General features: G+C 41.8%; 7 protein-coding genes. 3 read left to right on the top strand and 4 right to left on the bottom strand.

The annotated features are described in order from the left end of the window. Positions 1–37: 37 nt before the first annotated feature. The 4 genes from H8S52_RS06385 to H8S52_RS06370 form a co-directional block, all read right to left on the bottom strand. Positions 38–1,204 (bottom strand): exo-beta-N-acetylmuramidase NamZ domain-containing protein, encoded by a 1,167-nt coding sequence (locus H8S52_RS06385; protein WP_117984502.1) that lies wholly within the window; start codon positions 1,202–1,204, stop codon positions 38–40. A gap of 217 nt (positions 1,205–1,421) precedes the next feature. Then, a complete protein-coding gene (locus H8S52_RS06380) occupies positions 1,422–3,290 on the bottom strand; it encodes a RagB/SusD family nutrient uptake outer membrane protein (protein WP_117907462.1) in 1,869 nt (622 codons plus the stop codon). A gap of 13 nt (positions 3,291–3,303) precedes the next feature. Next, complete coding sequence (locus tag H8S52_RS06375) at positions 3,304–6,792, bottom strand: TonB-dependent receptor (RefSeq protein ID WP_117984500.1); 3,489 nt, start codon at positions 6,790–6,792, stop codon at positions 3,304–3,306. Between the two features lie 407 nt (positions 6,793–7,199). Beyond that, on the bottom strand, positions 7,200–8,048 hold the full coding sequence (locus H8S52_RS06370) for a hypothetical protein (protein ID WP_016661132.1): 849 nt from the start codon (positions 8,046–8,048) through the stop codon (positions 7,200–7,202). Between the two features lie 577 nt (positions 8,049–8,625). Between H8S52_RS06370 and H8S52_RS06365 the strand changes: the two genes are divergently transcribed. From H8S52_RS06365 to H8S52_RS06355, 3 genes are read left to right on the top strand one after another with little or no spacing between them, the layout of a single operon-like run. Continuing rightward, positions 8,626–12,111 (top strand): TonB-dependent receptor, encoded by a 3,486-nt coding sequence (locus H8S52_RS06365; protein ID WP_117955506.1) that lies wholly within the window; start codon positions 8,626–8,628, stop codon positions 12,109–12,111. 12 nt (positions 12,112–12,123) lie between these two features. Then, entirely contained in the window at positions 12,124–13,983 is a 1,860-nt protein-coding gene (locus H8S52_RS06360; RefSeq protein WP_117984498.1) for a RagB/SusD family nutrient uptake outer membrane protein, read from the top strand. Between the two features lie 48 nt (positions 13,984–14,031). Beyond that, positions 14,032–15,441, top strand: a complete 1,410-nt coding sequence (locus H8S52_RS06355; protein ID WP_117955510.1) for a DUF4623 domain-containing protein — start codon at positions 14,032–14,034, stop codon at positions 15,439–15,441. The last annotated feature ends 69 nt before the right edge of the window (positions 15,442–15,510 follow it).

The raw sequence follows: 15,510 nt of genomic DNA, 5'->3' as shown, positions 1-15,510 counted from the left end.
TGTTTACTGGTTAATAGGTTCCGGTTTGTATGAATAATCATTCTTGATAAAGCAAATAGGGCTTACGCTGTTCCTTGAACTTTTCCACATCGCCTTTCCAGCGGTTTTTGATTTCTTCGGCGCTCTTTCCTTCTATTATCATCTTACGGACATAGTCTGTTCCTACCAGCAGTTCGAAGAACGGACGGAAGAAGTGGTCGCCTATGTTCAGGTTCTTGTAAGCGTCAATTACGTAGCTCAGATCCACACCGCGCTTCCAAATCTCTTCGTCGCTCATATTACTGAGGTTTACGCCGTGGCATAACTTGTTCAGTTGGGGCGGATTTTTGGCGCCGGGAACACTTTTGGGCGTAAAACTGTAATCATAGCCTGTCATATTGGGATGTCCGTATATCTGGAACGGGAGTGAAGTTCCTCTGCCCAGACTGACGGGAGTGGCCTCAAAATAGCAGGTAGCCGGATACAGATAGACGGCTTTCATGTTCGGCAGGTTGGGAGAGGGGGGAATGGGCAATGTGTATTTTGTCTGGTGCGTATAATTCTTGCAGGGTATGACGGTAAGGTCGCACACGCGTGAGGCCGGTAACCAGCGTTCTCCGTTTACCATTAATGCCAGTTCGCCCAGTGTCATGCCATGTACAATGGGAATAGGCAACCAACCCACTCCGGATTTGTATTTCATGTCCAGTATCGGTCCGTCTACATAATGTCCGTTTGGATTGGGGCGGTCCAGCAACAATACCTTGCGGTTGTACTCGGCGCAGGCGTCCATCAGCCGGCACATTGTTATATAATAGGTATAGAACCGCAAGCCTACATCCTGGATGTCAATAACCAATATATCAAATTTTCTCATGGATGCTTCGCTCGGTTTCTTGTCTTTCCCGTCGTAAAGAGAAAGGATGGGGACACCCGTTTTCTTGTCGACCGAACTGGATACGTGTTCTCCTGCATCCGCATCTCCGCGAAAGCCGTGTTCGGGTGAGAAAATAGCTACTACATTGAATTTGTTTTCCAGCAGTATGTCCAGTAAATGCTTGTCTCCCACCATTCCGGTGTGATTGGAGAAGATTGCAATCCGTTTTCCTTTCAGGATTGGAAAATACTCTGAAGTTTGTTCATCGCCTAAGACAATGCGCTCTTTTTGTGCCTGACACAGTAATGAGCTACATAGCAGGATGGTTAATAGTAGCAGTTTCTTCATAATAGTATTACTTAAGGAGAATTTGTATGGAACAAAGATACTTTTTATTTTAATATCAAAAACACTTATTTTGGAATATTTAGTATTATAATTATTAATTTACAATTACAACCAAACACTCTTGTCTGGTATTCAAGTATATATAGGAAAGAGGTGTATCGAGAAGAAAAACTTTCGTTCTTGATACACCTCTTGTTGTGAGTTATGCTTTTTTCTGTTACCAGAGAACGGTTTGTGTCAATTTATATCCCTTAGCATTGTACTCGTTGATTTGAGCTTCTCCTACTGGAGCCAGATATGAACGATCGCTGAAATCGTCTCTTGCTTCGGCTGCTTCCGGCACATAGAAACCTGTCATTTCATCGGCGTTGGTTCCGTCATAGACTATGTATTTATATCCGTTACCATCGGGAACTGCTACGGTGGTGATGCCTATGTTGTCTTCTTCAAGATAATTGGGTAGTTCTTCCGCAAGGTTCACCCATAAGCCGAGCATTGTGTCCGGATATGTTTTGTTGTTCATATAATGCAGTTTCTTCCAACGTTTCAAATCGAGCAAACGGGAGTGCTCGTATACAAACTCCATGCGGCGTTCGCGGCGGATTTCCCAAATCAGCGGATCTACTTCGTAATCTCCTGCTACCAAATTGCCTTTGTCTCTATCCGGGTCGAAGTCGGCAGTGATGTCACTTAACATCATAGGTGCGGTTTGTTGCAAGCCTTTTTTTATTGCCGTTTCATCGAGAGGACGCTTGCGGATTTGGTTGATTGTTTTTTCGATGTCATCTTGAATGATAGGGTCACCGCCCATCAAAGCCAGTTCGGCTTTGGCCTCCAGCCAGTTTAACATGACCTCTGCCAGTCGCATTACCGGATAATCATTGGTATTAGTTATACTTTTATATTGAGGAGGATAAGTCTTGCCAAAATAGGTCGGGCCTACACGGTCAATGAATTTCCAGCTATAAAGCAAGGTACCTGCCTGGATACGAGGTTCATCCCAGAATGTAGCTTCAAAACGCGGGTCACGGGTTTTGGCCATGTTCTTGACATCAAGTTCGTCTGCTCCGGCAACAGTTGATTTTTTGTACACCTTACCGTCATTGCAGATGAATGATTTGGCTAATGCCAATGTTGCGCCACCTTGGCTTTCCGTACCGTTAGAGTAAGAAGCCACACAGTGAGTTACGTTGACTCCGGCATCATAGTGTCTGTACATCAGTACCTCTTTGTTGCCGCTTAGGTCTGTTGAGCCGAACAGACTTTTGAAATCACCGGAAATCTGCCATTGGCTGTTTCCTAATACCTTGTCTCCTGCTTCCTTGGCCATAGTCAGATACTTCTTTGCAAGTTCAGTATCGTTCTTATGATATTTCTGCCAAGTTCCTTCGAATAACATCAGTCTGCTGACGAAACCGGCTGCAATAAATCTGTTCAGATATTGGGTTCCGTCATTTTCACGGATATTATTTAATGCAAAGTCAAAGTCATTGTACACATGTTCCATGACTTCGTTGCGTGGCGTGCGGTCTTTATACATTTCATCGGTATCTGCATCGCTAATGGATTTTCCATAATAGGGTACATCACCAAAAGTTTCTACCAGACGGCAGTATTCAAATCCACGGAAGAATCGGGCTACTCCCATCCAGTGGTTATAGGTTTCTTCTTCCAGCGCACTTTTATACTTCTCCAGTTTGTCAATCATTATATTCCATTTGCGTACCCAGGCAAAGTTCCAGTTGCCGGCTGCGTATTGGGAAATCCAGGAGTTGGCGAGGTCGCTGGTGTTGTAACTTCCGCGGCTGGTGGGAACGGTATTCTCAAAAGAGGTCTGTTTTCCGGATGAAGCATTGTCATCAGAAAAATTGTATCCTCTCAAAGGAGCGTATGCGCTGCCCCAGCTATTGTTGTAACCCACAAAATAAACGGGGTATGCTTCGTTGACATAGAGTCGGTATTCGTTATCTGTCTTTCCATACGTTTCGTCCAGTGGCTTTGTCAATTCCGGACGTTCCAGGATAGAGTCGCACCCGCTTGTCATAAAGGTTGCGGCAGAAAGTAAAGCAAATATATATTTTTTCATATAATTCAGTTTATTAGAAGTTCAATTGTACACCTACTGACACACTCTTGAAAGTCGGGGTTCCTACACCCGTACGGCCGCTGTTATAGTTCTCTGCATTGAACATGGAGTAACCGGAGATTGCTTCCGGATCAATAGGAAGTCCGTTCAGGTTGTCAAATGTAAAGAAGTTTTCCAGCGCCAGATAGATGCGTGCCTTTTGCATGCGTACTTTCTTTATGATATTTTCCGGAAGAGAATAACCTAATGTGATATTCTTGATGCGGAAATAAGACATATCCAGCAGATAGCGTGACTGTTTGTAATAGTTGTAAGCATCGTTCGAGCCGGATTGGTTCCATGGGCGTGCATAGAATGCTCCTGTGTTCTCTTCAGTCCAGTAGTCACTTGCGATAGCGTCAGGAATAGCACCGTCGGCAGTATTATAACCGGGAATGGCAAGGAAACCGTTACCCCATATCTGACGTTTGCCTACACCTTGCATAAAGATAGAAAAGTCAAAGCCTTTATAATCTGCGCCCAGACGGATACCGTATTCAAATCTCGGTGTTTCATTACCAATTATTTCCTTATCGCCCGGGTCTTCTACAGTGCCGGCGCCATTACCCAGTTTTCCGTCTCCATTCAAGTCGGCATATTTTACGTCGCCCGGACCAAATTTGAAGTCACCGGATTGCAGGAAGTCCTGATATACTCCGTTCGGGTCTTTCAGTTTGTTCATTTCTTTAGCACCCGGAGTTCCTGCTGCTACTTCTTTTCCGTTCAAAGCCCATACAGTAACCAGTTCGCCGTTATTGTCATATACGAAATCATCTTTCTGATACAAACGTTCTGTTCTGTAGCCCCATATTTCGCCATATTTCTTGCCTACATAATAATCGCTGATTAAACGCGTATCACTGTATTCTGTAATTTCAGTTTGGGCATCAGACAACGTGAACATGGCATTAATGCCTAATCCGTTGTTGAAACGGTGGTTGTAATCCAATGAAACTTCCCAGCCGCGTGTTCTTAAAGAACCGTAGTTGCCTTTGGGAGCGGCTGCACCGAATGTGTAGGCAATGCCCGAACCCGGTACAATCATATTACGTGTATCGCGTTGATACCAGTCGAATGTTACACCGAAATCTCCGTGGAAGAAACGCGCATCAAATCCCAAGTCGAGTGTAGCTATGTCCTGCCATGTAATAGAAGAAGCAACGGCAGAAGGAGTACCGCGATAGAATAATTTCTGACCATCGGCACCCAGCCAGTTTACTTGTCCTGTGCCGAGAGAGGATACATACAAGCCGTTATCTACGGTTTGGTCGCCAATGATACCCCATGAGCCGCGAAGCTTCAATGAGTTCAATGCGGGTTTTGCCCATTCCATAAAAGCTTCTTCACTTAAGCGCCAACCGGCTGAGAATGAAGGGAACCAACGCCATTTCATACCAGAGGGGAACTTGGATGTACCGTCATAACGTAAATTGGCTTCCAACAGGTACTTTTCTTTGTAATTATAGTTGATACGGCCGAAGTAACCCATTTGACCTTCCCATTTTTGGTTTCCGCTTGCGGTCTGGGTGCCAACTGCGAGGTCAAACTGCGGGTTGGTGATATCTGTCAAATCTGTAATTTGTGACCAGTTGTCTTCATAGTCATAAGTCACCAGGTTCATACCAAGCAGAAACTTGAAGTTGTTATCGTCGTTTATTTGCCAGTTGTAATCGGTTGTTGCATTGAAGGTATGGCGACGTGCTCCTGAGGATTTTCTGTAGATATGGTCGGGATTTGAACCATGGGGAGTATATTCTTCATACGGAAGTTTGTATGCGGGCATTGCACCTTCGGCTGCTGCGTCTACTTGTTGTCCCAAGTTGTTTACATAAATCTGATTGCCGTTGGCATCGGTTCTCGGCACACCGGCACTCCATGCGTTTGCTGCGCTATATCGTGTTCCGGGTTTCTTGATAACTCCTGTTTCGTTGGCATATGTATAGTCAAAATCAAATTTCCAGTCTTTGGTCACATTTACGGTTGTACCCAAGCTTATGTTGAGGTAATTATCTACTTGTGAAGCTGTATTGGCTTGTTTTGTTTCAGACCACGGACTGCGCAAGTCGTTTCCGTCTTCATTGACACCTAACGGCATGTTAGGACCCCAGCGATACAAGTACAGCCACGGGTCGGCAGTAGTGGATGAGGTAGAATAAGGGTATCTCTTGTCACGTGAGGAGAAGATAGAACCCGCACGTATAGTCAGGTATTTGTTGATTTCGGTGCTTAAACGTACGGATGCGTTGTAACGTGTAAAATCGTCTTTCTTGGCAGGCTTCATCATACCGTTCTGATGCAGATATCCTAAGCCGATGTTGTAAGTTGTCTTGCCACTTTTACCGTTGATTGAAACGTTGTGTGAGTGAGTCGGTGCCCATTCGCGTATCATATAATCATACGGGTCGAAAGTTCTCAGACCGATATTTCGTCCATTGGCATCCACATACCAGTCTCGCCCATATACATAAGGGTCGTCGGGACCTAACTTGCCGCCATATTTGTTTTGCCATTCGCGGGCGCGCTCCAAGCCGGATTCCGTCATAAAGAATGAAATACCGCCGGTGGCTGTTTTTCCGGAGCGTTTCATTGCTTCTATACTGTATTCCAGTGCATTGAGCTGTCCCATTTTCATCTCTTTTGCCATGTTTTGGAAAGAGAGATTGCCTTGATAAGAAACATTGACCTTATCACTCTTGGCGCCTTTTTTCGTTGTAATCAATACTACGCCGAATGCTGCTTTTGCACCGTAAATAGAAGCAGATGCAGCATCTTTCAGTACAGAAATGCTTTCTATATCATCGGGATTGACCATTTGGATAGAAGGTATTTCTACGTTGTCGAGCAAAATCAAAGGTGTAGCTTCTCCTTCGATGGAACCGATTTGTCCGCGTATCTTAATAATCGGGTCAGAACCGACTTCGCCGCTTGGTACTTGGATGGACAAGCCCGGAGTGGTACCTTGCAAACCACGACCGATATCGGCAATAGGACGTCCTTCCAATGTCTGATTCACGTTAACGGAAGCGACTGCTCCTGTCAGGTTCTCTTTTTTCTGTGAGCCGTAACCTACGACTACTACTTCATCCAATAATTCAGTGTCGTCTTTCAACACTACCCGTAGATTAGGAGTGGCCTTTATTTCTTGAGTGGTATACCCTACAAAAGAAATCTGTAAAAGTGCTCCTGCTTTAACATTCATTCTGATTTTTCCATTGATGTCCGTAATGCCGCCATTGGTAGTACCTTTTTCTACAACGTTGGCGCCAATGATAGGCTCGCCTTGGGCATCTACTACTAAAACATTTACAGCGACAGACTGCATCTGCTCTGTTACGCCATGGTTTTCATGGGAAGTAGATCGGGCAGCAAAAGTGTTACTGCTGCCAAGAAACAGTGCACAGATAGCCACTGTCATGAGGATTTTATGATTTTTAATTCCTCTTTTTTTGCGATCTTCATTCATAAGTGATTGATGATTTTGTTGTTAATAAAAATAGTTTTTCAGTTAGGTAAAAAAAAGGGAGGATTAAGAGGTAAAATGAACTGTATATCCTCTAAGTTTCTTCATTGCTTCATAGGCATTTTTTCAATTTAAGGGTTCATAAATGGTATGTTGTATCTCTTTTCTCTCTAAAATTCTAAGTCCACCGGGAACTTGGTATATATTGATTATCAGTCAATTTATTAACTTTATCGATTGCTTTAAGAGATAAATTCTATTATTAACAAAGGGTGATGAAGAACTTGCATACTTCATACGGAGCAAAGATATATTATTATTCAATATCAAGAACATATATTTGCTTTTTTTTAGTCTTATACTTTAAAATTTGCAAATTCTTTTCCTATATACATTATTATATAAATAGTTTAAGGCTCTTCTATATTCAAAGAATGAAATTCTATCAGTCCATTCATTGGAGTTTCTTCAATTACGTCCAGTTCAATTCCAAATTCACCGGCAACTTCTCTTAAGATGTCCGCATAGCTATAGGCCAATGAACCAACAAATCTAATCGGATAATTCTTATAGTCGTACTGACAGACATTACGAGTGAAAAATCCTCTTAAATTGTTAGTTATCAGCTCAAAGACATAATCATCGTTTGTATAGTCTGCCAAGAAGTAAGAAATCGTTGAGAGGAAACGGTTTGGGAAAGGACGGTTATATACCGATTCCATTACTTCATTAGAACTGATACGAAATTTTTCAAAAAAATCGGCCATTACATCCTTAGGTGCCAAGCCTTTTAACACATCGGACAGAAACATTTTGCCTAATACAGCTCCACTGCCTTCATCGCCCAAGATATAACCACCTGCCTTGACGTTCTTGACTACTATTTTTCCGTCATAAAAGCATGAATTAGAGCCTGTTCCCAAGATACAGGCAATGCCGGCTTCGCATTTAAACAGACCGCGTGCCGCTGCAAGCAGGTCACTTTCAACCTGAATAGGGGTCTTGAATTGTGCTACTAAGGATGCACCCAATATATTCTTTTTTTCATAAGAGGTGCATCCGGCTCCATAATAATATACTTGTTCCAATTTCTTTTTGAAAAAAATATCGGGCAATCCTAAACGTACACTCCGGCTAATTTCTCTTCTTGTTTGAAAAAAAGGATTCAATCCCTCGGTAAAAACACGCTGTATCAAGTGGTTGTCTTCAACCAGTGCCCATTCAGTTCTTGTAGAACCACTTTCCGCAATCAGTTTCATAGCTAATTAGTTTTAGAATTGAATACAAATATATAGTTATTTTTAATATTCCTGTGATAATTCTTCGAAAAGTTTACTACATAGATGGTATTCCCCATAATGAACAGTCTTTTTAAATAAAATAGTTGTAAGCTGATAACTATTTGTGCATCTGTTATAAATAAGCAGTTGATTGTTTATTTTTAATTCGTTAGACCTTGGTTGCCCTTTCGTTAGACCTGGGTTTAACGAAAGGATAACCAAGGTCTAACGAAAGGGCAACCAAGGTTTAACGAATTACTACTTGCAATCGTAGAGGTTAACTGATACGAAAGAAAATAAAAGAAACTGCTATTCAAGCATTTAATATTTCCTGATGCCATTATTGTAAATAAAACGTTTTGTCTAAGTTCCCGGTGGACTTGGAATTTTAGAGAGAAAAGAGATACAACATACCATTTATGAACCCTTAAATTGAGAAATGCCTATGGAAAAGTGAAAACACAAGAGTTTGGGTGATTCTATCCTACTCTTATTAATTTCTATCTTACCATTTTTGGAAAAAACTATTTTTAATTAACAAAATCATCAATCACTTATGAATGAAGATTGCAGAAAAAGAGGATTGTCTAATAAAAAGATCCTCACGGTAGTAGCAATCAGCACCTTGCTATTAAGCAGTGGAAATGTGATAGCTACTCAGACTACCATTGACGGTTCTTTGAGAGTGACAGAACAGTTGCAAACTCAAATAGTCAATGGTTTGGTTGTAGATGTAAACGGAGAACCGGTTATCGGAGCTAGTGTGGTAGAGAAAGGTACGACAAATGGTGGAATAACTGATATTAACGGAAAGTTTACATTGAATGTAAAGCCGGGTTCAACCTTACAAATCTCTTTCGTTGGTTATCAAACTCAAGAGGTAAAAGCAACCAAGACGGTAAAGGTTGTTTTAAAAGAGGATAGCGAGTTACTTTCGGAAGTTGTTGTGGTGGGTTATGGAACTCAAAAGAAAGCTAATTTAACAGGTGCAGTTGCAACAGTCGACGTAAATAAAACATTGGACAGTCGTCCTATTGCGGATATCGGTCGTGGACTTCAAGGCTCAGTGCCGGGTGTTAATATTACAATTCCAACGGGAGAAATCGGTTCGGACCCTTTGATTAAAATTCGCGGTCAAATTGGATCCATTTCGGGAAATAATACTCCGCTTATTTTGTTGGATAACGTGGAAATTCCAAGTATTCAGATGGTTAATCCCAATGATGTCCAGTCTATTTCCGTATTGAAAGATGCAGCTTCATCTTCTATTTATGGTTCAAAAGCTGCGTTTGGCGTTATTTTGATAACAACTAAATCGGGAGCGCAAACAGATAAATTTGAAGTTAGCTATTCCAATAACTTTTCTTGGCAAGATCCTGCCAAAAGCATTGAAATTGGTGGAATTGAAGCCTTGCAGTACACATTGGATGCTCAAATAAACAGAGGAGAACCGATGCCGGCGGGTGGCTTTTGGCGTATTAGTCCCGAAAGCCTGGAGAAAGCCATAGAATGGCAGAAACAGTATGGAGGAAAGGTAAAATGGAATGAACCGGTAGTATATGGCCGTGACTGGTATTATGACGGAAAAGATAAATATGGATATAGACTTTATGATGCGGCTAAAGCTATGGTCAGGAACTGGGCTCCGACCATGAGCCATAATTTATCGGTAAATGGTAAAAGCGGCAAGACCAGCTATAATATAGGATTGGGGTATTTGGATCAGAGTGGTATGTCTAAGACTGCCAAGAAGGACGATTTCAAACGATATAATGCATCGGTCAGTGTAACATCGGAATTGAATAAATATCTTACAGTGAGAGCCAGTTCTATCTATTCCGACCGTAATAAACGTTATCCGGGTATTGGTAATACTTCTGCTGACCCTTGGTTGTATATGTATCGTTGGAGCCCATTGTTTCCGATGGGAGTGACAGAACATGGCAATCCTTTGAAAGAGCCGTCGTATGAAATGGCTGCATCAAATACAGATAATCTGCAAAATAAATATTATAACGTTAACCTGGGTTTTACATTGAATATTACGAAGAATTGGGATGTTAAATTTGATTATACTTACGACAGACAAACTTCGGAAACAAATTCGTCTGTAACCCAATACGAGGCCGGTGCTACATGGTATGCGCCTACGGCGTGGATAGAGAACGGCAGTCAGGTCTTTGTCAATGAACAAGGCGAAAGAGTAGACACGGGAGGCATGCCGGCATACCGTTTCCCTGTAGAAAAATATTATAACAGTTCGGGTCCGGGAGCTAGTCAGGTCGGCTATCAGAATAAATCGGTAGATAATAATACGTTTAATATTTATACCACCTATAACCTGCAATTGGGAGCTGAAAAAGAGCATGCCTTTAAGTTTATGGTGGGTATGAACAGGGTTACCAGTAAATGGAGTTCGCATAAAGGGTGGAAAACAAATCTTATTGATTTGACAAACCCGCAATTTCCATTGGCATCCGGTGACCAGTTCATTGAAGGAGACCGCAATTGGGAAGCTCAATTAGGTTTTTTCGGACGTCTGAATTATTCTTTCGAAGACAGATATTTCTTAGAAGCTAATATACGTAGGGATGGTTCATCTAAATTTCCGAAGAATTTGCAGTGGCGTTGGTTCCCTTCTTTTTCTGCCGGTTGGGTGTTTACCAATGAAAGTTTCATGAAACCGGTTGAAAATATTTTGAGCTTTGGTAAGTTTAGGGCTTCATGGGGTAGTATTGGTGACCAGACGGTATCCAATACCTTGTACAAAGCCATATTGGCTGACGGCCAATCGTCATGGCTGGACGGAAGCGGTAATAAGATGCCTTTGTACGGTACTCCTTCGTTAGTGGACAGTGATATCAGTTGGCAAGAGATTGAGACTTTGGATTTTGGAGTAGACCTGCGTTTCTTTAAGAATAAATTCGGAGTAACTTTCGATTGGTATCGTCGGGATACGAAAAACATGATTATTGAAGGAGAAAGCTTGCCGGTGACACTTGGTGCTACAGCTCCTAAAGGTAATTACGGTAGTTTGAGAACCAAAGGTTGGGAGTTGTCGGCTGATTTTACCCATCGTTTTTCCAATGGATTGGGAATTAATGTTATGGCTTCTATTTCCGATGCAACTACCTATATAACCAAAGGCGCGGACTATCTGACTCCATGGGAAGACCGTAAATTAGGGACAACCTATTCTACCGGAAGACGATATGGCGATATTTATGGTTTTGTGACAGATAGATTGTTTCAAAAAGAGGACTTTGTTTACGGAGCAGACGGACAAATAGAAAAAATTACTGTCATTTATAACGGAACAGCGCATACTACCAATAAACAATCTTCCCCATATCCGGTGTATCAGGTACATTATGAAGACAATAACAAATTGATTTTTGCACCGGGTGACGTTAAATTCGTGGATTTGGACGGAGACGGTTATATCACGCCGGGAACAGGTACGAATGGTAATCCCGGTGACCAGACTGTGATTGGCAATTCTACTCCTCGCTATGAGTATAGCTTCCGTTTGGGAGCGGATTATAAGGGGATTGATTTTTCAATCTTCTTCCAAGGCATCGGCAAGCGTCAGATTTGGGGTAGCGGTCAGTTGGCTATTCCCGGATATAATGCCAAAGAGGGTGCTCTTCCCAAAACCTTCACAACCGATTATTGGACAGAAGAGCGTACGGATGCATTTTATCCGAGAGCATGGAATTTGGGTGGAAGCAATACTGGTTTCAGTATGCAGAAACAGTCACGCTATTTGCTGGATATGTCTTACCTGAGAATCAAGAATATAACGTTGGGATATACTTTCCCGGAGAATCTTCTTTCAAAAGTGTATATATCCAAGGCCAGACTCTATATGTCATTAGAGAACTTCTTTACATTTGACAAGCTGAACGGATTGCCTATCGACCCGGAGGCTATCTCAGGTTATTCAATGTTCAGGTCTGACTCAAACTATAACTTGGGACGTACGGGTATGGGCACACCTGTTTTCAAGACTTTATCATGTGGCGTTCAATTAACCTTCTAAAAAAGAGTAATTATGAGATTTAAAATATATATGATTTTAACCGGAATCATCTTCCTGTTTACGAATTGTAATGATGTGCTGGACCGTCCTTCATTGACTACATCGGAAGATGATGCTTACTGGACCAGTGAGGATAGGGTACGTTTGTATGCCAATGCCTTTTATACCAACTTCTTTGTAGGATATGGATTGAAGTATGAAACGACGTATGCTCCTAATGCAAATTATACTTTTAATGATGATGCAGTGAGATTGTCCACCCAAACGCAGTTTGGACGGACTGTCCCTACATCAAAAGGCTCAACGAGTCTGGATATGATGTGGCAGAGCGAATTTACCGGTCCGACATGGAATTTTGCTTGGATAAGGAAAGCGAATGTCATGCTTGATCGTGTGTCTGCCAGAATGAAGGATATTCTGACCGAAGAACAATACAATCATTGGATGGGAATAGGCCGCTTCTTCAGAGGAATGGAGTATGCTCGTCTGGTCAATGTTTTTGGTGATGTCCCTTATTACGATACAGAGGTGTTGAATACGGATAAGGATGCCTTGTATAAGGATCGTACTCCGAGAAATGAAGTGATGGATGCCGTTTATGATGATTTTGATTTTGCCATGAAGAATGTCCGTTTGGATGACGGGGATGCACAATATGTGAACCGTTATGTGGTGGCTGCTTTTGTTTCGAGATGGGCATTGTTTGAAGCAAGTTGGCAAAAATATTATTATAAGAATGATGAACGTGCGAAGAAATTTTTTGAGCAGGCTATTGCTGCGGCTGACTTGGTGATGAGCAGTGGAAAATATGATATTGTGACTGATTTCCGCTCTTTATTCGGGTCGACGAAAAGTACGAAAGACTGTATCCTGTATCGTACCTATGATGCGGATAAGGGTGTGACTCATTCCATAGCATCGACTTGTAACATGAATGACCCTACCGATGTCGGTCCGAATTTGGATTTGATTAAGGCGTTTATCTGTACGGATGGTAAGGACTGGCAAACTTCTGCAGTTGCCAATGCAGCCGATTTTACTTTAAGTAACCTGATAAAGACAAGAGATGCCAGATTTGAGGCAAGTTTTTACAAAAAGCCGACTCCCAGAGCTAAAAGCTGTTATTTGTATGTAACTAAGTTTATCCCTCGGAGTGCATTGGAGTATATTGAAAAAGGCGGTTCTCCGGCTCCGGAATTCCAGGGTGAAAAGAATGTGACTGGCTATCCGGTAATCCGCTATGCTGAAGTTTTATTGAATTGGATTGAGGCTAAAGCGGAACTTGCTACATTGGGAGGACCGGCGGTTGTCCAGACTGATATAGATGAGTCTATTAACAAGATCCGTAACAGACCGATTGCAGAGGAAGCAAAAGCGTTGGGTGTTGTCAGGACAGCAGACATGAAGTTAGATGCTCTGCCTGATGATCCGGGTAGAGATGTCACCGTATCTCCGTTACTTTGGGAAATCAGACGGGAAAGAAGAATGGAATTTGCTTTTGAATTCTCACGTATCGTCGATTTGAGACGTTGGAAAAAATTGGAGTACATGGATACCGATAGAAATCAGGATTTGCTGGTAGGTACTTGGGTAAATTTCAAGGATGAGGTTCCCGAAGAACTGAAATCAGAGAATAGCGGGAAAATCAGGGTTATGGGCAAGGATGGAAGTCTGACCGTTTATGATGGCACTAATGCTGCTGCTATGAAAGGATTTTTCTATCCGGAACAGAATAAAGGACGACTGCCCTTCTTGAATGTGCCTAATGTAAACCCATATCTCTCACCTATCGGAATTAATCAGATTGAAGATTATAAGAGTAGAGGATATACACTTACTCAAACGGAGGGATGGCCGGCAAGTTTGAATTGACGGATACATCCGTGAGTTAACAATGGTTTTTAATTAAAACATGAGATTATGTATAAATTAATAAAAAGTTTAGGATTTATGGCTGTATTGCTTGGTATTAGTCTTGTCTCTTGTGAGGAGGATTATCCTAAAAGCCATATAGCACCTTATGATACGGAGCTTTTAGCAATAAAGATAGTTAATGCCGGGGCAGACGGGAAAACTGTGGTGGAAGGAACAATTGATGAAGCCAATAAGACAATTAATTTTCCCCGTTTGGATGTTGAAACTAATTTTTCAGCTTTGAGCTTTGAGGCGGAACTTTCGGAGGGCGCGGAGCTTCAGACTCCGGTCATGGATTTCTCAATGGATGAGGAAACTTCCGACAAGACTTTGATACTTCGGATTGTAAATAATAAGAGGTATAAGGAATATTTTGTTAAAGTCCGGAAAAGAGTTCCTGTGTATGGGGCTGATTTTGAAAAGCCTACTGTATATAATTTTTCAGGAGATAACATTTATAGTGATTATGCCGATGCTGCATCTACCCGTTGTGCTTCTTATGATGGCGAACATGTATTGGTTGTCAGCAGAGCTACACAACCTCATCTTCTTAAAGTATCGGATTTGAAGAAGGGGGAAATCAACCCGATTCTGCTGGATTTGACTGGAGTTAGCGGTGGTACTTTCTCTTATAACATGGGTGCGTTGAGTAATGGTCATGTATATCTTTCAAGTTTGTCGGGTGCCAAAGCTTCTCCTCTTAAGATTTATCATTGGGAAACACCGGATTCCCAACCGGAAACGATAGCCAATATTAATGTTGGAAGTATCTCCGGAGCAGGAAACAGACATGGTGATAATGCCTCTTATAATATAGATGAGAATGGTAACGGATTTATATTCTTTGGTGATAATGCAGCTACTGATTTTCTAAGAATACCCGTAAGCAGCTATAAAACAGTTGATGCCACTGCCATTAAAGTATTACCGTCAAAATCTGATGCTACGATGGTGACCAATGTATATAGAGTGGGAAATACAGACCAGTATTTATGGTCGGGTGTCAGAATTCCTGTAACATTGGTCAATGAGTCTGTAGGCGAAATATATGCGTCGAGCATAAAAGGAGAGGCTGTGGCTCCAAGGATAATCAACTTTAATGAGGAGCGTTATCTGTTGGTTTGTACCGCTGGTCAGGGTAGTGCATCTACTGCAACCATTGCTTTGGAAATTTATGATTTGAGCAAAGGGGCTACCATAGAAGAGGCTTTGCGGAAATTTGACGAAGGAGACAATCACAATCCTTTGTACCAATTTAAATTAGGTGGAAGTGGAAATGGAAACGCCTTGGCGCAGACAGATTATTATATAGAGAAAGATGAGAACGGGAAAGATGCCAAGCTTTGTGTGTTTGCATCACGCACAGGATCAGGATTTGTAATATGCGAGTTCCCTATTAAGCAGGAAGAGGAATAATATGCTGATTTTCTACATTTAAATTGAATTTTTATATTGTCAACTTGAAAGCCGTCTATTTTAAAAATA

Source organism: Bacteroides sp. NSJ-48, from assembly GCF_014287405.1.
GTDB classification, from domain to species: Bacteria; Bacteroidota; Bacteroidia; order Bacteroidales; family Bacteroidaceae; genus Bacteroides; species Bacteroides stercoris.
This window is presented reverse-complemented; position numbering and strand designations above follow the sequence as displayed.